This is a genomic window from Affinundibacterium macrobrachii, assembly GCF_014652415.1.
Classification (GTDB): Bacteria; Pseudomonadota; Gammaproteobacteria; order Burkholderiales; family Burkholderiaceae_D; genus Undibacterium; species Undibacterium macrobrachii.
This window is the reverse complement of record NZ_BMYT01000005.1, coordinates 212698-232605: the sequence shown is the minus strand read 5'-3', so window position 1 is coordinate 232605 and position 19908 is coordinate 212698. Positions and strand designations below refer to the sequence as shown.

The 19908-nt window shown below is 44.2% G+C and carries 14 protein-coding genes; 5 read left to right on the top strand and 9 right to left on the bottom strand.

Going from position 1 to position 19908, the window contains the following annotated elements:
- Positions 1-48: 48 nt before the first annotated feature.
- Both IE103_RS15105 and IE103_RS15100 read right to left on the bottom strand, forming a co-directional pair.
- Positions 49-1185, bottom strand: a complete 1137-nt coding sequence (locus IE103_RS15105) for an HD-GYP domain-containing protein (RefSeq protein ID WP_189346964.1) — start codon at positions 1183-1185, stop codon at positions 49-51.
- Between the two features lie 235 nt (positions 1186-1420).
- Positions 1421-2545, bottom strand: a complete 1125-nt coding sequence (locus IE103_RS15100; RefSeq protein WP_189346963.1) for an acyltransferase family protein — start codon at positions 2543-2545, stop codon at positions 1421-1423.
- Between the two features lie 492 nt (positions 2546-3037).
- Between IE103_RS15100 and IE103_RS15095 the strand changes: the two genes are divergently transcribed.
- Entirely contained in the window at positions 3038-4315 is a 1278-nt protein-coding gene (locus IE103_RS15095) for an MFS transporter (protein WP_189346962.1), read from the top strand.
- Positions 4316-4484: 169 nt separating this feature from the next.
- Here the strand turns inward: IE103_RS15095 and IE103_RS15090 are convergent, their stop codons facing one another.
- Positions 4485-6152 (bottom strand): peptide chain release factor 3, encoded by a 1668-nt coding sequence (locus IE103_RS15090; RefSeq protein ID WP_229827312.1) that lies wholly within the window; start codon positions 6150-6152, stop codon positions 4485-4487.
- Positions 6153-6469: 317 nt separating this feature from the next.
- On the bottom strand, positions 6470-7576 hold the full coding sequence (locus IE103_RS15085; RefSeq protein ID WP_189346960.1) for an S-(hydroxymethyl)glutathione dehydrogenase/class III alcohol dehydrogenase: 1107 nt from the start codon (positions 7574-7576) through the stop codon (positions 6470-6472).
- Positions 7577-7939: 363 nt separating this feature from the next.
- Here IE103_RS15085 and sppA point away from each other — a divergent pair, with 363 nt between their 5' ends.
- The 3 genes from sppA to IE103_RS15070 all read left to right on the top strand — a co-directional run bounded on the left by sppA (position 7940) and on the right by IE103_RS15070 (position 11859).
- Positions 7940-9808: a signal peptide peptidase SppA gene (sppA, locus tag IE103_RS15080; protein WP_189346959.1), complete on the top strand. Its 1869-nt coding sequence runs from the start codon at positions 7940-7942 to the stop codon at positions 9806-9808.
- A gap of 478 nt (positions 9809-10286) precedes the next feature.
- Positions 10287-11027, top strand: coding sequence for a helix-turn-helix domain-containing protein (locus IE103_RS15075; protein WP_189346958.1), 741 nt, complete (start codon positions 10287-10289; stop codon positions 11025-11027).
- Positions 11028-11130: 103 nt separating this feature from the next.
- The gene (locus tag IE103_RS15070; RefSeq protein ID WP_189346957.1) at positions 11131-11859 is read left to right on the top strand and encodes a hypothetical protein; all 729 of its coding nucleotides are present in this window, start codon (positions 11131-11133) and stop codon (positions 11857-11859) included.
- Positions 11860-11985: 126 nt separating this feature from the next.
- On the opposite strand, the gene IE103_RS15065 is transcribed toward IE103_RS15070, so the two are convergent.
- Both IE103_RS15065 and clpB read right to left on the bottom strand, forming a co-directional pair.
- On the bottom strand, positions 11986-12540 hold the full coding sequence (locus IE103_RS15065) for a GNAT family N-acetyltransferase (protein WP_189346956.1): 555 nt from the start codon (positions 12538-12540) through the stop codon (positions 11986-11988).
- A 251-nt stretch (positions 12541-12791) separates the two neighbouring features.
- The gene (gene clpB, locus IE103_RS15060) at positions 12792-15377 is read right to left on the bottom strand and encodes an ATP-dependent chaperone ClpB (RefSeq protein ID WP_189346955.1); all 2586 of its coding nucleotides are present in this window, start codon (positions 15375-15377) and stop codon (positions 12792-12794) included.
- A 115-nt stretch (positions 15378-15492) separates the two neighbouring features.
- Between clpB and IE103_RS15055 the strand changes: the two genes are divergently transcribed.
- Positions 15493-16047: a hypothetical protein gene (locus IE103_RS15055; RefSeq protein ID WP_189346954.1), complete on the top strand. Its 555-nt coding sequence runs from the start codon at positions 15493-15495 to the stop codon at positions 16045-16047.
- Positions 16048-16163: 116 nt separating this feature from the next.
- Here the strand turns inward: IE103_RS15055 and nagZ are convergent, their stop codons facing one another.
- The 3 genes from nagZ to nagA form a co-directional block, all read right to left on the bottom strand.
- Complete coding sequence (gene nagZ / locus IE103_RS15050) at positions 16164-17681, bottom strand: beta-N-acetylhexosaminidase (protein WP_189346953.1); 1518 nt, start codon at positions 17679-17681, stop codon at positions 16164-16166.
- 80 nt (positions 17682-17761) lie between these two features.
- Entirely contained in the window at positions 17762-18772 is a 1011-nt protein-coding gene (locus IE103_RS15045; RefSeq protein ID WP_189346952.1) for an SIS domain-containing protein, read from the bottom strand.
- On the bottom strand, positions 18765-19874 hold the full coding sequence (nagA, locus tag IE103_RS15040) for an N-acetylglucosamine-6-phosphate deacetylase (protein WP_229827311.1): 1110 nt from the start codon (positions 19872-19874) through the stop codon (positions 18765-18767). The genes IE103_RS15045 and nagA overlap by 8 nt, the downstream gene beginning before the upstream one ends.
- Between the last annotated feature and the right edge of the window lie 34 nt (positions 19875-19908).

The window sequence follows — 19908 nt, the reverse complement described above, 5'->3', positions numbered from 1 at the left end:
AATCTTTAATCGTAAAACGCACAAAATTCTACGCCAAATAAATACCATTCACTGTGCAGCCACATCACCCCAAAGTTGCCGCATACTAAAACGCATCACAATTTGATCACGATGTAAAACTTCACGAATTGCATGCAAAGGCTTTTGTGTATCGCGTTTAATCGGGGCTGCTAGTGGCACACCTCTTGGTCCAAGTAAGCAGTGCACATAAGGTGTCGTGGTAGTCGCACCTTTGCTGGTAACGACGCCAATCGCTCCATCCTCCAAGCGTACAAAAGTCCCAATTGGATATGTTCCTAATTCACGAATAAATAGCGTCAGCAACATCATATCTACGGTATTTTTTCCGCCTATTAAAATGTCTCTCAATGCCGCATTCGGCAATAAAGACTTACGATAACTTCGCGCGCAAACGCGGGCGCAATAGCGGTCAGCAATCGAAATAATTTTCGCGTTTTGAGGGATTTCGGCGCTACGTTTCTTGGCGGGATAGCCACTGCCATCTTCATTCTCGTGGTGATGTAAAATCCAAGACAACCATTGCTCGTCATTGACACCGACACTGATTAACTGTTGCACGGATTCTTGAGGATGACGAAAAATCAATTCTTGTTCCTCTGCGCTCAAAGACTCACTTTTCTCTTGCAGTCTTTCTTGTTGTCTGAGCATACTCAAATTCATAGTCAAGCATGCCGCTGCCAACAGAATTAATTCATCTTCAGATTTCTTTAATGCCCGTCCAATGACAATCGCAACCACTGCGGTATCTACGCAATGTCGAGAAGAGTAGTTGCCTTCCTGATGTAACAAGATACAACCTAAAGCGACGTCCATATCAATACGAGTCGCCAACAAAACATACTTCGCTAAGGTAAGGAATTTATCGCGAGGATTTTCAACACTATTCAAATTGTAAGACAAGGCTCGTAGGTCATTGCGTATTTGCGAAATGATGCGCACTACAGATGGTTGTTCAACTACTTTAGGAATTTTCTTGTCGCGCGATGCATTCTCCATTAAGTCGCCGTCGACATATAACCCACGTTCAATCAAAACCTCGACTTGATGCGCATTATTCACGACAAAGCCGCGCCTCAACAACAAATTGCCATCGGCGCCAAAGATATCCCATTGCAAAGGTTGCCCAAGCACGATATCTGACATCGAAATACGTTTACTCGACATGCATAACTCCATTAGGTGGAGAGAGAAGCGAAGCTAAGAGAAGCGCCAAGCAAGCAAACCAAACGATTTGCGAGCGGCCTTCACTTCTATCCTAACAGAGTAAGCACAAGACACAAGCTTTTACGCGTTTGTCTGATGAATTGATGCAACAGATCGAGAGTGCTAATGCTAAGAAAATTCCAAAGCGATCATCACCAACAAATTTCAATCAAAAAAGCAATTTCAAGTTGGCTATTCAAACGGAGAAGCGCCAGCCAATTTTGCGTAAGATCAACATCAAAACGGCAAATGTCGCTGTAAATACAATAGCAAAAGCCAGCGACGTCAAATATGGATTATTGATCGGCGTAAAAATGGGGACAAACAATCCGCCGTAAATTTTATCCATCCATCCTGTTCCCGCTAATACGCAAGTTGCCACCCATGAACCCGCATATGCCGCAATCGCGTTCACACCAAAACTTAAACCAATTGCGGGCAACTTCAAGCGATCTATGAGTTGATGCATGAGCCAAATAATCAGGTAAGCAAATCCCGTGGTCCACAAGACAAATGAGGATGTCCAAAGGTGTTTATTGATCGGTAAAACAAATGACCAAAGATAAGCACACGCACACATCACCAAACCCAGCAATAAGAGATTGCTAGCCTGTCCTCGGCGTAGTATCGCCCCCGCTTGAATTCCCAATAGAACAGAAACGATAGCCGACACGGTACTCAGTATGCCCTCTGGCTCTTGCGCTAAACCTGATTGCAGATCGAAATGATAAGCGAGACTTCCCAAAACACGCGTGTCGATTTGATCAACCAAATTCAAATGTGCTTGATAAGAGCCAGCCGACGCTAACAAATACCAGTAAGACAATAATATAGCAAAGATCAAGTACCAAAGCTGCTTTAAAGAGCGTAAATAAATAAAGAGCAAACCCGCTACCAAGAAACACAATCCGATTCGTTGTAACACGCCCATTAAGCGAAATTGACGATCGGGAATCAATGCAACCGCGACCAAGTGTAGAACCACACCTAGGGCAAATATTTTACAAGCACGCCAAATAATTGTTGGTGCCAATTGTCTTGCGCTGAGGCCTTGTTCGAATTTAGGCGTTAAAGCCAAATACAAGGAAACACCGACAATCACCAAGAAAAACGGGAAAATGAAATCAGCAGGACTCGCACCGTGCCAGCTGGAATGCGAAAGCCAAAGATAAACATAATTCCAATCACCCGCATTATTCACTAACAACATTGCGGCAACTGTTAGCCCACGCAAAGCATCAATGGAGGTTAAACGTTGATTGTTTAAACTCGCAACTTGCGCATGACTGTGCGCTTGATGCACTTGCCCATCTTGATTCATATCCTGATTCATTCCTGCCCCCGATTAATACTTTTCCAAACCATCCGCAACATCATTTCCCAGCACCATGAAAACCTTTTTCATCCAATATTTTCAAATCAAAACGATTTCAATATTTCAATACCACTCAGTAAAATTATCTAAAATCGAGAGTAACTACATCAATCAATTCGAAGTACCTTAACTTCAATCCATCTCTGATTAACTATACTGAATATTGCAATTAGAAACACCTATTTAGACGAGTAGGCGAACAAAAAACATCAGTATAGTTGCATATTGGTACGTAAGTGGCATTATTTTTGTAAAACCAGTTGACCGAATAAAAACGGAATAGTATGTTGTAGCTCAGGCGCTCAAACCTGACCGCTCGTATCACCAAATTTTCGAATTTAGCTTGCTTTCGTCGATATACCAGTTTGGATTCAGTTACCTACTGCAAAACTCAAAATATCACCGAATCTTTGCTTACATCCTTCTGAGACAGCTGTTATGACTATTGAACAAAAACCTGCGCGCTCCCCGATTACTTGGGTTCCTACACTCTATCTGGCCGAGGGCTTACCTTTTTTTGCGATCGCACTCGTTGCAGGTTTAATGTACAAAAGCTTAGGCGTATCAAACGAAGAGATCGCTTATTGGACTGGCGCGATTGGTTTTGCATGGGTATTTAAACCCTTGTGGAGCCCTTTTCTGGAAGCCGCCCGCAGTAAGAAATTTCTAGTAGTCTGCTTTCAACTAATCGGGGGCGCAACGCTAGGGCTCGTTGCGCTAGCAATGCAACTACCCAACTACTTCGCGGTCAGTATTGCTTTACTCGCGATTGTCGCCATCTCTTCTGCAACCCACGACATCGCCGCAGATGGACTTTATATTGCTAGTCTCAATAATAAACAACAAGCTGCCTACGCTGGCTGGCAAGGTGCATTTTTTAATGCGGCTAAATTCATTTCGCTTGGTGGACTTGTTATCTTGGCTGGGCATCTAGAAAAAAGCATGCCGCCAGCACAAGCTTGGGGAATTATTTTTGGATTGTTAGGCGCGATGTTAGTTGCACTTGGTTTCTATCACACTTGGTCTTTACCCAATGTAAAGCAAGTAGAATCCAAGCAATCCATGCGCAGCATTTACACAACCACCGTTGATGTGATCATCGATTTTTTCAAAAAGCCAGGAATCTGGTTGGCAATTCTGTTCATCATTTTGTTTAGAACTGGCGAAGGACAAATCCAAACCATAGGCCCGCTATTTCTAAAAGAATTAAAAGAACATGGTGGCTTAGGATTGAGCAATGAACAAGTTGGCTTAGTCTATGGCACCGCAGGCACAATCGCGTTCTTGGGTGGCAGCATACTTGGTGGTTACTTTACTTCTTGGTTAGGACTACGCCGAGCCTTACCTTGGCTAATTATCACAATGAACTTCCCAAATATCGTGTTCTTTTTCTTGAGCACTTCATTACCAGATAATTTAATGATTATTGGCGCAGCCTTAAGCATAGAAATGTTCGGCTACGGCTTTGGCTTCGTTGGGCTGATTCTATTTATGATGCAAGTAGTCGCGGTTGGAAAATACCAAACAGCACACTACGCCCTCGCCACTGGCGTTATGCAACTAGGATTGGTTATTCCCAAAATGCTGAGTGGAAAAATTCAAACCATGCTGGGCTATCACAATTTCTTTATCTGGGTCATTATCTCAGCACTACCAGTTTTATTCCTGTGTCGCTTTCTTAATATTAAAGATCAAGAAGCGGATAGTTCCCAGTAGCTAGCAGTCAAATCAAGCTTAGGCGAAAAGATATGACCGATCCAACTCATCAGATCACGTCATTGAGCTAACAAGTCGCTCACTTTTCTATTTTGTAGAAACAGTAATAAAAAAAGGCAGAAAAATTTCTGCCTTTTTTTGTGTGCCAGTCAAAATCAACAACAACGCATTAATCCAACTTCGCAGCATGTTCGCGCGTTGCGTGGAACACGATATCAGGCCAGCGTTCTTGGGTTAATCGTAAATTGACACCTGAACTGGCGAGGTAAGCCATGTTGCCGGCTGCATCGTAAGCAACGTTGGCGCCTGCACTTGAGCGTTCAAAGTCAGCCAACATTTTTTTATCTTCGCAAGTAATCCAACGTGCGCTGCTAATACTTGTTCCCTCGAATACAGCATCAACACCGTATTCATTTTTCAAACGGCTAGCGACTACTTCAAACTGCAAAACGCCGACCGCGCCAAGAATTAAGTCGCTGCTCACGATAGGTTTAAAAACCTGCACCGCACCTTCTTCACCCAATTGCTGCAAGCCCTTTTGTAACTGTTTAGTTTTTAGCGGGTTCAAAATACGTGCGATACGGAAAAAATCGGGAGCAAAGTAAGGAATACCCGTAAATTGCAGTAATTCGCCTTCAGAAAAACTATCGCCGATTTGCATATTGCCGTGATTCGGCAAACCGATAATATCGCCTGCATAGGCCTCTTCGACTTGCTCGCGTGACGATGCCATGAAGGTCACCACCGACGACACTTTAATGTCACGATTGATGCGTAAATGCTTGAGCTTCATGCCGCGCTCAAAACGACCTGAACAGACACGTAAGAATGCAATACGATCACGATGTGCTGGGTCCATGTTTGCTTGAATTTTGAACACAAAACCAGAGAATGGCTCTTCAATCGGTGCAACAGTACGTACAGTCGCATCACGCTCGCGTGGTGCTGGCGCCCAATCAAGAAGCGCGTTCAAAATCTCACGCACACCAAAATTATTAATAGCGGAACCGAAGAATACCGGCGTCTGTGTACCTGCCAAAACGGCTGCCAAATCAAAAGGATGTGAAGCGCCGTGTACCAGTTCAACTTCCATCTTTAATTGCTCAATTTCTAGTGGAAATAATTCTGCCAAACGTGGATTATCGATGCCTTTAACAACTTCAAATTCCTGATCGGCACGCTCACTACCTGGTGTAAACAACATGATCTCATCTTTTAAGATGTGATAAACACCACGGAAAGTTTTGCCCATACCAATCGGCCAAGTCACTGGTGAGCAATTAATCTTTAAGACTGATTCGAGCTCGTCGAGCAGTTCCAAAGGATCGCGGGTTTCACGGTCCATTTTATTGACGAAACTAATGATCGGTGTATTGCGCATACGGCAAACATTCAGCAACTTAATGGTTTGCTCTTCCACACCTTTTGCCGCATCGATCACCATCAAGGCCGAATCGACAGCAGTTAACACGCGATACGTGTCTTCAGAAAAATCTTGGTGACCAGGTGTATCTAGAAGATTAACGACGTGATCACGATATTCAAACTGCATTACTGAAGAAGCTACCGAAATACCGCGTTGCTTTTCAATTTCCATCCAATCAGAGGTCGCATGACGACCACTTTTACGCGCCTTGACCGTGCCAGCTAACTGAATCGCACCTGAAAACATCAAAAGTTTTTCAGTCAAAGTGGTTTTACCTGCATCCGGATGGGAAATAATCCCGAATGTGCGACGACGCGCTACTTCTTTACTGATGAGGTCGGTCGATACTTTTTTGACGACAAGGTTGTCTGCTTCATTACTATCGTCTGGAGTGCTGATGGAATCGGTCATTGCGAGATTTTGCTTAGAAAAAAATAACCGCACATTTTAACATGCGATACCGTGATTTTCTCGCTAGCGCAGACCCGCGCTCGCATTTCGAAATGACAAATTAAGTAGAAGTTACAGGAATAAGGCGCAAAATAAGGAGAGAATCCCTCACTCTTTTGCTTTAGAGAAAGGGATTGCAAAAATCAAGGCACAAGTAATCGAAGCTTTGATAGTTAAGTCTTAGATAGATAAAGCGCAAATGACGGACAATATCAATATCAAAATCAAAATGAATTGATTGTTCTTAAGTATGCTTCACTTAGATCAAATCACCAGTATTAAAATTCGACCACAGAACGAATCGATTCGCCACTCTTCATTAAGTCAAAGCCTTCGTTAATTCTCTCTAAAGGCAATTTATGGGTGATTAAGTCGTCGATATTTAATTTGCCTTCCATGTACCAATCGACAATTTTTGGAACGTCGGTGCGACCACGTGCGCCGCCAAATGCAGAGCCTTTCCATACCCGACCAGTGACTAATTGAAATGGACGCGTGCTAATTTCTTGTCCTGCTGCCGCGACACCAATGATGATGGATTGTCCCCATCCTTTGTGGCAGCACTCTAATGATTGGCGCATGGTTGTTGTATTGCCGATGCATTCAAAACTATAATCCGCACCACCATCAGTCATACCGATAATCGCATCGACCACGTTCGCAACTTCTTTCGGATTAATGAAATGCGTCATACCGAATTTGCGTGCCATGCTCTCACGTGCAGGATTGATATCGACACCAATAATTTTATTCGCACCAACCATGCGTGCTGCTTGAATCACGTTTAGACCGATACCACCTAAACCAAACACAACCACATTTGCGCCAGCTTCCACTTTAGCCGTGAACAAGACCGCACCCACGCCAGTGGTGACGCCACAGCCGATATAGCAAACCTTATCAAACGGTGCATCTTCACGAATCTTTGCTAAAGCAATTTCTGGGACAACAATGTAATTGGAGAATGTCGATGTACCCATGTAATGAAAAATCGGCTTGCCATCAATCGAAAAACGGCTGGTCGCATCAGGCATCAAACCGCGTCCCTGCGTACTGCGAATCGCTTGGCACAGATTCGTCTTTTGCGATAAACAAAACTTACATTCGCGACACTCCGGCGTATAAAGTGGGATAACGTGATCATCCTTTTTTAAACTCTTCACACCTGGTCCAACATCGACCACAACGCCAGCACCTTCATGGCCTAAAATCGCTGGAAAAATCCCCTCAGGATCTGCACCCGATAGCGTGTAATAATCGGTGTGACAAATGCCCGTCGCTTTAATTTCGACTAATACTTCGCCCGCCATTGGACCTTGAAGATCTACCTCTTCAATAGTTAATGGCTTTCCGGCTTCCCATGCGATTGCGGCTTTGGTTTTCATTATTGAGGTCTTTCGCGTAAGTTAATAAATTAAAGAAATTTGATTTAAACTCAAATTTAACTCGGATCGAAACGGATTTTAACCTTAATTCCTACTTCTGATTTTGTTATGCTGTGGAAAATGGAATCCGCTAAAATTCGAACCAACTCTTGCCAATATAAATTTAAGCTTGCCTTCATTTTTTCTAATCAAGTTGTCGACATGTATCGCTAAAATAGATACTTAAATGCTGGACTTCCACTGGCTCGCATAAACTATGGGTAAAATGATTGGTATGTCCTCTATTCAGTAACTTGTTAGACGTTGTAGATTTAACTTGGTATGTAATTTATTGTCCTTAATTGTTTTTAATCAGGAGTTATTATGGCTTTTACGCCCTTCCGTTCAATCGGACGAGGTATTAAGTGGTTTTGGAGTGCGGTCGATACGAGTCGGCGTTTTGTCATTAACTTTATTTTCTTGTTACTAGTCATAATTCTATTGAACGCTTTATTTTCTTCAGACAAGTTAAAGATTGAAGATAAAACCGCGCTCATTTTGAATTTCAAAGGGCAACTAGTTGAACAGCATGCTGGCAGTGCAAGTGATGCCTTCATTGCTGAGGTGCAGGGGGAGAACAAGCGCTCCACACAATTGCGTGACATTTTGACCGTGATTGATGCAGCTAGCAAAGATCCCAAAATTAACAATGCCGTACTGATGCTCGATGGTATGCAAGGAGCGGGATTGCCGATGCTGCGTGAAGTCGCAGCTGCTTTAGAACGATTTAAAGCTAGTGGCAAAAAAGTGATCGCATGGGGATCTAGCTTCGATCAACGTCAATACTTTTTAGCCGCGCACGCGAACGAAGTGTATATGCACCCAATGGGCAATGTGATGTTGAGTGGCTTTGGTGGATACCGCAATTACTATAAAGATGCCTTAGATAAAATTGGCGTGACTGTCAATCTATTGAAGGTCGGCACCTTCAAAAGCGCTGCTGAACCCTACATTGCTAACGGTCCTTCACCAGCCTCGTCTGAAGCTGAAGCGTTTTTATACAACGCAATGTGGAAGCTCTACACCGATGGCGTAGAAAAAGCACGCAAACTACCTGCTGGCGCGATCATGGAGAGCATCAACAACTTACCCGAAATGTTAAAAGCAGCAAACGGAAGCGTCGCGCAATTTGCGGTCAATGCAAAATTAATTGATGGTTTGAAATCGCGTGACGAACTACGCCAAATGATGTTGGGTTTGGGTGCGAAGGACGAGCAGACAAAGAGCTTCAAACAAGTAAGCTTTGATGACTACCTACAAGCGCAAAATCATTTTTCGTTTGGCCCAGCGGTTGCCGTGATCGTTGCAGAAGGTGAAATTAGCGAAGGCAATGCACCACCTGGTGCGATTGGCGGTATGTCCACAGCAAACTTGATTCGTAAAGCACGTGAGGATGATCAAATCAAAGCACTCGTAGTCAGAGTTGATTCTCCTGGCGGTAGCGCATTCGGTTCTGAGTTGATTCGCCAAGAATTGGAATTAACGCGCAAAGCGGGAAAACCTGTGGTCATTTCTATGGGTAATGTCGCAGCCTCCGGCGGCTACTGGATTTCCATGTCATCCGATGAAGTCATTGCGGACGCAGCGACCATCACCGGATCAATTGGCGTGTACGTGATTTTTCCGACTGTAGATAAAGTCGTTGAAAAGATTGGTGTGCGCACCGCCGGTACAACAACCACTTGGATGAGCGATTCCTTTAATCCTTTGCGCCCTATGAATCCGAAGTTTGGCGAAGTGATTCAGTTGGGAGTGGAAAATATTTATTCCGAGTTCACGACAAAGGCCGCAGCTGCACGCAAAACGACACCTGAAAAAATTGACGCGGTTGCACAGGGTCGCGTTTGGACTGGTGAACAGGCCAAAGAACGTGGCTTGATTGATCGCATTGGTAGTTATCAAGATGCTCTAAAATCCGCCGCCACGCTGGCAAAATTAGGTAACGAATATCGCGTGACGTATATCGAACGTGAGCCTTCTAAATTTGACCGATTCTTTAGCATGTTTGAAGACGGCGCGACCAAAGCAGCGGCTCGTGCAATCAATGAACAGTTCAAAGTTGCTGTTGCACCTAATGGCATTCCACCAGCAGCAGCTACAGAGATGATTAAAGATTTGGCTTGGCTGGCAGATTTGAGAAAAGAAAATCGCAGCTATATGGTGATGGCGCATTGCATGTGTACTTTGCCATAAATAACCACATCTCAAATTGATGTTCAGGCAAATTACATAAAGTAAGGCACTATTAATGACGCATAAGGGAGGCAATTTGCCTCCCTTTTTTTATCTCACCTTAATATTTTTGATCGAATACCGTTTAAACAGCATACCGTTCAACGCATTCTAAGTTGCATCAAGACACAGCTTTGCGACTTATGAATGATCGAGATTCACACTCAATTTAGCTTAAGCATTTTCGATGATGTGATCAGTTATCACATCATGCTCTCAATCCCGCGATCGTCACAGCGAAAAAATTTAGCTAAATCGGCTAAAAATTGAATATTCATGAATATTCAAAGATATTCAGCTTCCAATTTCCGCTTGAATACAAAAGAATACGACTTGCACGGCTCTATCGGCTCTGTTGGCTCTGTTGATAGTGCCTTCGATGATAAATTGAATTAAGTTGATTCAAGAAATTCAGTACAGAAAATTAATGGATGTGAGTATGAATTTTGGTGAAAAGTTAAAGCAAATACGAACGCAGAAAAATCTGACGCAACCGCAAATGGCAGAGGCAATCGGTATCGAACAATCCTATTTATCGAAATTGGAAAACGACAAATCGGTACCTTCTGCTGAAATGTTCCAGACCATTATGAAATCGCTAGAGATCGAAGCTGGTGATTTTTTAAAAGACATTGATAAAAAGATTCTACAAACAAGTCTTAAACACATACCCGAAGTCGCGCACTATTTGAAAACAACAATCGTCGTAAAAACCCATAGCGTAAAGCGCTGGCTGTTTGGGTCCGCTGCGTTGTGCACATTAGGCTTCGCCTTCCTCTTGAGCGCGAATGAAGGAATATTTTTCCCGAATAAACTCTATAAGTACGAGTCGAAAGGCGTATTTCGCGCAGACGAGGCCGAAGACGTATTTGATCAATTTGAAAAAATCATCAATTTGAAATTTGATGCAAACATAATTTCTAGAAACGAAGCCAGCAAATTATTGGCAGACTTCACAGAGAAGCGCAGACGACCACTTTTTGTTGAGAAAAGCCACAATGCTGGCACGGTATTTTATGAAAACGTCGAAGGTGGTCGTCGAAAATTTCATTTAGTCGATGTCAGCATTGTTCAATCTTATCAAAATCAATTTATACAATTTTTGGGTGGCCTATTACTTTTTACTGGCATCTTAGGTTTCTTCATGGAATGGCGCATTCGTAAAATTCCAACACAGTGATTTTTTAATTATCGCTATGATTTTATTCAAGTATTTTTTCAAATATCTACTTGCTTACGCTTTGTTTTACCAATGACTCACTTTACTTTTTAGAAGGAAAACTATGTCACAACTCAGAACTTTCTTTGCAGGCGCAACCACAATGGCAGCCGCACTCGCCGCGGTATTCGCGTTAACTGGCGCACGTGAACCCGTGAAGAACGAACGCTTTGATGAAATCACCGTAGGTCGAATCAATATCGTCGAACCGGATGGAACAAAACGTATGATCATCTCGAATCGCGCACAATTCCCTGGCGATTTTCATCAAGGAAAAGAAGGTGCTCGCCCAGATCGTCGCAGTTTTGCTGGCATGATCTTTGTGAATGAAGAAGGTACTGAAAATGGTGGTTTTATTCAAAAAGGAAGTATTGGAGAAAATGGCAAGATTGATGCTGGACTCTCACTCACCTTCGACCGTTTCCGTCAAGATCAGGCGTTACAACTGATCAGTACGGATAGCGCCAATCATCAACAAACCGGCATCCGCATCAATGATGTGCCTATGTACAAAGTCAGCTCGATAGAAGACATCAAGAAATTTGGCGCAGAAGCAGAAAAACTTCCGCAAGCCGAGCAAGCTGCATACTGGAAAAAATTATCTGACGAAGGTCGTCTATCCGAGAACCGAATCTACTTAGGTAATACAAGAGATAAAGGATCAGCACTAAGCCTAAAAGATGCCAAAGGTAGAACACGTATGATGTTAATCGTAAGCGCCGCTGGTCAAGCAGAAATCCAGATGCTGGATGAAGCTGGCAAAGTTGTGAAGAGCATTACACCAAGCAATTAATAATTCTTGTTTGCAGTCAGTTTAACGACGAACAAGAAGAAAGGCCGGAACGCAGTAACGCCGGCCTTTCTTTTACGCTCTGACACCGATTTAATGGATAACAAAATTAATTAGAGCTGAAGCAAATCATGCAATCTGCAAACGCATACGCTCAAATCGAATAGTCACACCATCTGGCAAAACATCAGATACATCTTCAAGTTTTTGAAAGCCCAAAACTTCATAGAATGGCACACCGGGCAGCGTTGCCATTAATTCCAAGCTAGTAAATCCTTGTTTAAGTGCAGCTTGCTTACATGCTTCAAACACAGCTCTACCAACACCTCGTCTTGCTGCTTTTGGCGAAATAAAGAACGCGCGAATTCTCGCTGGATCATGTGCCGGATCGAGATATTCATCTGCTCCCATTGGACGCTGATCACCACCATACAAAGTGCGGCGACGACTCCAACCACCACAACCAACTAATTCACCATCTAAAATTGCGGTGAAATAACTACCATCTTTCACTAAAGCAGAATCAACACCGAATACATACTTGATCGCAGATTCGGTTTCTTGTTCGGTGTAAAAGCCTCGACTTAAGACACGCGCTGATTCCACGATCATTTGATTCAGCTGCGGAATCTCATCCAAAGTGCTTGTTCGAACAATCAATTGCGTATTGTTTGCAGATACCATAAATTCCTCTTGCTGAAAAATACTATTGGGAAAGATTCGTGCATCTATTGGCACATCTATTGGCACATCTATTGGTGCATATCTAAAATCATCAACGCTGTCGCGCCGACGTCACAACAAAATATACACAAAAAGTCTAGAAAAACAAAACCGTCGGATAGTCTTATTTGTAGGGTATACAAATAAGACTATCCGACGGTCCAGAGCTCTATAAAAAGTTAACTCAACAGAGTCTGCCAATCAAAGTCTATTTACTTAAACAGCAATTCTCCGTTCGCGACGTCAACAACAATCGTATCTTTGGGACCAAACTTGCCTTGCAACATTAATTTAGATAAAGGATTTTCTATCTCTTGTTGGATTGCACGTTTCAATGGACGAGCGCCATATACTGGATCAAATCCAGCTTCGGCAATCTTCAATAATGCCGCATCAGTAACTTGCAAACTCATGTCCATCTGCGTCAAGCGCTTATGTAAAGTATCCAACTGTATCTTCGCAATAGCACCGATATTTTTTGCATCCAGTGCATGGAAAACGACAATCTCATCAATACGATTAATAAATTCTGGACGGAAATGTGATTTAACTTCGCCCATTACCGCCATCTTAATGACGCTAGGTTCACTTCCTTCCATCGCTTGAATTTGATGCGATCCCAAATTAGAGGTCATGACGATCACAGTGTTTTTGAAATCCACAGTACGCCCCTGACCATCGGTCATACGTCCATCATCAAGCACCTGTAGCAAAACATTAAACACATCGTGATGCGCTTTCTCGACTTCATCCAACAAAATCACGCTGTATGGCTTGCGACGGACTGCTTCTGTCAAATAGCCGCCCTCCTCGTATCCAACATAGCCCGGTGGCGCACCGATTAATCGCGCAACTGAATGTTTCTCCATGAACTCACTCATATCAATACGAATCAAGGACTCTTCCGTATCGAACATAAAGTTAGCCAATGCTTTACACAATTCGGTTTTACCAACGCCAGTAGGGCCCAGGAACAAGAAAGATCCATACGGACGATTTGGATCGCCCAACCCAGCGCGGGAGCGACGAATTGCATCGGAAACCGCGGTAATCGCCTCATCTTGACCCACTACTCGTTTATGCAAAGCATCTTCCATGTGCAGCAATTTCTCACGCTCACCTTGCATCATGCGAGATACAGGAATACCGGTCGCACGCGACACAATCTCAGCAATCTCTTCCGCACCGACTTGGGTACGTAACAACTTAGGTTTGCCACCTGCTTCGGCATTTTTGGCTGCTTGCAAATCGGCTGATTTTAATTGTGCCTCTAGTTCTGGTAAGCGACCATACTGGAGTTGCGACATAGTTTGCCAATCACCTTTACGCTTCGCGTCCTCCATTTGCAGGCGAATTTTTTCTATCTCTTCTTTAATATGGGTACTACCTTGCACGGTAGCTTTTTCTGATTTCCACACCTCTTCGAGATCGGCATACTCGCGTGATAAAGCCTTGATTTCATCCTCGATCAAAGCCAGACGCTTTTTCGATCCCTCATCTTTCTCACGCTTGACTGCTTCTTTTTCAATTTTCAATTGAATCAAACGACGATCCAATTTATCCATCACTTCAGGCTTGGAATCAATTTCAATCTTGATCTTGGCTGCAGCCTCATCAATCAAGTCGATTGCCTTGTCAGGTAAAAAGCGGTCGGTGATATAACGATGCGAGAGCTCTGCCGCAGCAACAATCGCGGGATCAGTGATATCAACGCCATGATGCACTTCGTATTTCTCTTGCAGTCCGCGCAGAATCGCAATCGTAGCTTCAACACTAGGCTCGTCCACAATAATTTTTTGGAAGCGACGCTCAAGCGCTGCATCTTTTTCGATGTACTTACGATACTCATCAAGCGTAGTTGCACCGACACAGTGCAATTCACCGCGCGCCAAAGCTGGCTTGAGCATATTGCCAGCATCCATCGCGCCTTCCGCCTTACCAGCACCAACCATGATGTGTAATTCGTCAATGAAAACGATGGTTTGCCCCTCATCCATTGCGATTTCTTTCAGCACCGCTTTCAGACGCTCTTCAAATTCACCGCGGAATTTCGCTCCAGCCAACAGGGCGGCCATATCAAGTGACAACACGCGCTTCGACTTCAAACTATCTGGAACTTCGCCATTAACTATCCGCTGCGCAAGGCCCTCAACAATGGCTGTTTTACCAACCCCAGGCTCACCAATCAGAACCGGATTATTCTTACTACGGCGTTGCAAGACTTGAATTGCTCGACGAATTTCATCGTCGCGACCAATCACTGGATCAAGCTTACCTAGACGCGCGCGTTCGGTAAGATCAAGCGTATATTTCTTTAAAGCCTCACGTTGCCCTTCCGCTTCTGGCGAATCAACATTCGCACCACCGCGCACACCTTTGATCGCAGCTTCTAAAGCACTGCGAGTTAAGCCATTTTCTCGTGCTAACTTACCGGCTTCTGACTTGTCATCGACCAAAGCGAGCAAGACCATCTCACTCGCCAAAAATTGGTCGCCGCGCTTTTGAGATTCTTTATCAGCTAAATTCAATAAGCCTGCTAATTCACGCCCAATTTGAACTTGCCCATCGGTTCCTGTAACTTTTGGCAAACGATCAATAGCACTTTTCAAACCTGCCAATAAGCTATTGATATTCACACCAGCACGCTGCAACAAAGAGCGCGCACCGCCATCATCCTGATTGATCAATGCAAGTAAGACGTGCACCGGCTCTATATATTGGTTATCATTACCAACCGCTTGGCTCTGCGCATCTGCCAGCGCCTCCTGTAATTTTGTCGTCAATTTATCTAAACGCATAATGCCCCCTAAAAGGATTCAATGATTAATTGACTGATAGATTAGGTGGGAAAAGCTGATTTCAAGAACAAACCCTGCAAAAATTTATAAGCATTTTGCGTTACATCAACAAGCTATGCAATTAGAACAACTTAATTTAACCTACCTGATAAACGAAGATCGCATCTTGCTCAGAATTGGTTTTTCTACAAAAAATAAAGAAACCGAGTTAGATGAAAAACAAGAAGTTCAATTGTTCATCACACGTCGCATGCTTCAAAGACTGTGGCCCGTCTTGATGGAGTCAATTAGTTCGCATATGCGCTTAAATCGGCCTGAAACAGCATTCGCAAGTGAAGAGTTAATTCAGATCGAACACGAAGAAGCAGTTGATCAAATTAAAGAAGAAGGTAATTTTGGACAAAGTTACCAAAGCCAAGAGCGCAAAGCAATTCACGGTGAAGTTCCCTTATTGCTTGAATCGATTAATTTCCATTTGAAAGCTAATTCGCCTCTGGTCATTCAATTTATTGCGCAACAAGGACAATCGATAGACCTACGATTGGAAAACAATCTGCTTCACGGTTTTTGTAAATTATTAATCGATGCGGAACGCGCAGCCGGCTGGGATTTAGCCCTAAGCCTGCCTAAAGCTGAAGAGATGAGTATTCCTGCGCATCTTTTAAATTGATAAAAAAAGCCAGAATACTTAAGCATATTCTGGCTTTGTTCACTTACTTTATTAGCTTACTTTCCTACCTTATTTTTTAGCCCAATTAGCACCATGAGCAAGGCATAAAAATCCTTTTAAGACGCTGCTAACTGATCAAAATTCGCAACAGGAACCTGCCCACTCGCTTCGGCCTTTCCTGATAACCAGGCCCCAACAGCTTGAATAGCAGGTTCTGCAAAGCCATAAGAGATCAACGCTGGAGCATCGATATCGAGCGTTTGAAATGGATTCCACAAAACCAAGTGTAAATCGGGCTTCCACGTTTTACGAGCATGTTCGTTATAGCGAATTCTGACAGTTGATGCCAAAATAAGCGTTCTTCCATCGGCAGGAATACTCGACCAATCAAAACTAGAAGCATCATCGAAAGTGCTGGTCTGTGCATCATAGATTTGCGACAACATTGAGGCGACTTTATGCGCTGGGATACCCGCTTCTGACACACCATCGCTGACCACGTCTGCACTTATGACCAAGCGCACTCGACTGCCAGGTTTTGGCGGTACTGCTTGACGATATATCGTTAATCCGCGTTGCCAAGCTTGCGCCATCAAAACACGGTCGGCATCTTCCGTTTGTTGGTCATAGTGCCCCTTCAAACTAGGATATTGTTGTGCAAGCTGGCGAATACGTTGCAACTTCTTCTGCACAGCGCTATAGGGTATTTCACCACTTTCAATCGCCAGTGCCAAGGCGTTTAAGGTTTCTATTTGCGTCTCGGTATTACCAAGCGCCATCACCATATCCGCACCTGCTGCTAATGCTTTCACCGCCGCAGCGCCAACACCATAGCGTCCAGCAATCGCGTGCATATCCATGCCATCGGTAATCACTACACCATGATAATTCCACTCATCACGCAAGATACCAGTCAAAATCTTGCTTGACATCGTTGCTGGATTCTCAGGATCAATTTGTGGATAAACAATATGCGCCGTCATCATTGCAGGTGCATTTTTGGCGGCAGCTTTAAATGGTGCTAATTCCAAGGCATCAAGCTCCGCGCGTGACTTATTCACTTCAGGTAAATCTCGATGCGAATCAACATGCGTATCACCATGGCCTGGAAAGTGTTTGATACAACATGCGACACCTTCGCTTAAACTGCCTTCCATCCACGCACTCGCCAATTGATGCGCTCGCACTGGGTCAGCCCCAAACGAACGCTCGGAAATCACAGGATTATTGACATTGTTATTTAAATCCAAAACCGGTGCGAAGTTCCAATTAAATCCCAATGCTTTCACACTACGCGCCACTGCCGCGCCAACTTGGCGACAAAGCTCAGGATCATTGCTAGCGCCAAGAGACATTGCTGCTGGTGGTTGAGGTACCCAAGTAGCACGAACCACCGCGCCGCCCTCTTGATCGATACCGATCAGGGCTTCTGTTCCCATTACTGCACGTAAGTCGCTGGTCAATTTGGTCAATTGATCTTGATTCACCATGTTTTGGCGAAACAGACAAATCGCGCGTATATGATTTTCACGAATAAAATTTGCGGTTGTTTCGCTTAATACCGTCTCCGGCATGCGAATCATGATCGACTGTCCTGCGATACGGCGTGCTTCTTCTTTACTAATATGAGTCATTACATTTCCAAAAAGAGGCTAATGAAAATAGGCTAAAAGAAAAGCGGACTTCATGCTAAATGATCGCCCGCTTGTTCCAATCAATTCGTCTTGGTGACTTTACTTAAATGACGTGGCTTATCTGGATCTAAACCACGTGCCACTGACAGATGTGCAGCCATCACGTAAAAAGATTGTATCGCTGCGATAGGATCAAGATCAGGCGTCGCTGTAGTTGCCAATGTCAAGTTACGTTCTTTGACATCTGCTGGAGCCGCTAACAAAACGTTCGCACCACGTCCACGCATTTCTTCTGCCAAGGCAATCAAGCCAGCTTGTGCCGGACCACGCGTTGCGAAAATCAATAATGGATAGCCATCATCGATCAATGCCATCGGTCCGTGTTTAATCTCTGCACCACTAAACGCTTCTGCTTGGATGACTGAAGTCTCTTTGAACTTCAATGCAGATTCCAAAGCAACAGAAAAGCTAATGCCGCGACCGACTACCATAATACGTTGCGCAGGTACTAACACATCTAAAGCATTCGACCAATCTAATTGGGTAGCAGCGTGCAAAACTTGTGGCAGCTCTTCAATTCCCGCTAAGAACGCTGGATCATTTTGCCAATGACCTGCCAAACGTGCGCCAGCGACTAAAGAGGTAATAAAACTTTTGGTGGCAGCGACGCTTAATTCTGGTCCTGCATGCAAGGGCATAGTCCATTGCGCGCTTTGCGCCAATGGCGAACTTGCATCATTTACTAAAGCAACCGTGGTCGCACCATGTTCACTAAAATAACGGATAGGCTCGACCACGTCAGGGCTTTGTCCCGACTGCGAAATCGCAATTGCCAGCGCATTTTTCACCAGCAATGGCGACTTGTTCAAGGTCACTAAAGACATCGGCAAAGAAGCGACGATATGACCCAAACGCGCCATCATTAAATAAGCAGCGTAATTTGCTGCATGATCCGAACTACCACGCGCAATCGTCACCACAGAAGAAGGTGGCGTCGCGCGTAATTGCTTCCCTAATTCTATAAATCGTTCACGATCATGACCTAACTGTGCAGCAACAAATTCCCCAGACGAACACGCTTCTTTAAGCATCTTTGAGCTCAATTTTTTCTCCCTCGATATAAACAGCAACTAGATTCAAATCCCGATCAAGAACTACTAAATCTGCATAAGCATTTACTTGCAGACGGCCGCGATCAGATAATCCTAAAAAATCTGCTGCGTAGGTAGAAACGCGTTTAGATGCATCGTCTAGCTCTAAACCAATCTTGACTAAATTTCTGAGCGCTTGATCCATCGTCAAAGTGCTACCAGCTAAAGTACCGTCGGCTAAACGCACACCGCCTAAACACTTATGCACCACTTGACGACCAAGCATGTACTCGCCGTCTGGCATCCCAGAGGCAGAAGTAGAATCTGTTACACAATATACTTTTGGGATCGCACGCATCGCTGCTTTAATAGCACCGGGATGAACATGCAATAAATCTGGAATAATTTCAGCAAAATTCGCGTGCGCCAAAGCTGCACCAACCATACCTGGTGCGCGATGATCAAGACGCGACATCGCATTGTACAAATGGGTGAAACTGCTAGCACCATTCTCTAGCGCTGCCACACCATCTTCGTAAGTACCTAAGGTATGGCCTAATTGCACGCGCATACCAAGCGCAGTCAATTGGCTGACCATCGCTAAATTACCTTCCACTTCGGGTGCTAAGGTAATCAATTTAATCGGCGCAATCGCGTCTAAATATTTTACTTGTTCAAGCGATCCAGCATGCGCGAAATCGGGTTGTGCACCCAACTTACCTGGATTAATGTAAGGCCCTTCCAAATGCACGCCTAACACGCGCGCAGAACCTGCAGTACGCTGTTGGCAAACGCCTGCCAACGCTTGCAATGCGGCCTCTAAATCAGACATGGGCGCGGTCATCGTGGTTGCCAGCATACTGGTCGTACCATGCTGCGCATGCATGCGTGAGATTACCTGAACTGCGTCGCCTGCTTCCATGGTGTCTTTACCACCAGCACCATGCACGTGCAAATCGATAAAGCCAGGCAAAATATAAGCAGCATTATTCGAGCGTGGATCAACAGCACTACCTTGTATCTCTTCAATCTTGTCTGCAAAAGAAATTGTTCCAGCGACCCATCCATCCGCAGTCAATACATTGCCTTGTATGGTTTGCATTTTAGTTTGCATCGGAGATTGTTGAGCTTGCTGC

Excerpts from the sequence above, each read along its gene's own strand:
- IE103_RS15075 (WP_189346958.1), top strand. The coding sequence starts at position 10,287 with ATGAATTTTGGTGAAAAGTTAAAGCAAATACGAACGCAGAAAAATCTG.
- IE103_RS15055 (WP_189346954.1), top strand. The coding sequence starts at position 15,493 with ATGCAATTAGAACAACTTAATTTAACCTACCTGATAAACGAAGATCGC.
- IE103_RS15100 (WP_189346963.1), bottom strand. The coding sequence starts at position 2,545 with ATGAATCAAGATGGGCAAGTGCATCAAGCGCACAGTCATGCGCAAGTT.
- IE103_RS15105 (WP_189346964.1), bottom strand. The coding sequence starts at position 1,185 with ATGTCGAGTAAACGTATTTCGATGTCAGATATCGTGCTTGGGCAACCT.
- IE103_RS15095 (WP_189346962.1), top strand. The coding sequence starts at position 3,038 with ATGACTATTGAACAAAAACCTGCGCGCTCCCCGATTACTTGGGTTCCT.
- nagZ (WP_189346953.1), bottom strand. The coding sequence starts at position 17,681 with ATGACTCATATTAGTAAAGAAGAAGCACGCCGTATCGCAGGACAGTCG.
- IE103_RS15085 (WP_189346960.1), bottom strand. The coding sequence starts at position 7,576 with ATGAAAACCAAAGCCGCAATCGCATGGGAAGCCGGAAAGCCATTAACT.
- nagA (WP_229827311.1), bottom strand. The coding sequence starts at position 19,874 with ATGCAAACCATACAAGGCAATGTATTGACTGCGGATGGATGGGTCGCT.
- clpB (WP_189346955.1), bottom strand. The coding sequence starts at position 15,377 with ATGCGTTTAGATAAATTGACGACAAAATTACAGGAGGCGCTGGCAGAT.
- sppA (WP_189346959.1), top strand. The coding sequence starts at position 7,940 with ATGGCTTTTACGCCCTTCCGTTCAATCGGACGAGGTATTAAGTGGTTT.
- IE103_RS15065 (WP_189346956.1), bottom strand. The coding sequence starts at position 12,540 with ATGGTATCTGCAAACAATACGCAATTGATTGTTCGAACAAGCACTTTG.
- IE103_RS15045 (WP_189346952.1), bottom strand. The coding sequence starts at position 18,772 with ATGCTTAAAGAAGCGTGTTCGTCTGGGGAATTTGTTGCTGCACAGTTA.
- IE103_RS15090 (WP_229827312.1), bottom strand. The coding sequence starts at position 6,152 with ATGACCGATTCCATCAGCACTCCAGACGATAGTAATGAAGCAGACAAC.
- IE103_RS15070 (WP_189346957.1), top strand. The coding sequence starts at position 11,131 with ATGTCACAACTCAGAACTTTCTTTGCAGGCGCAACCACAATGGCAGCC.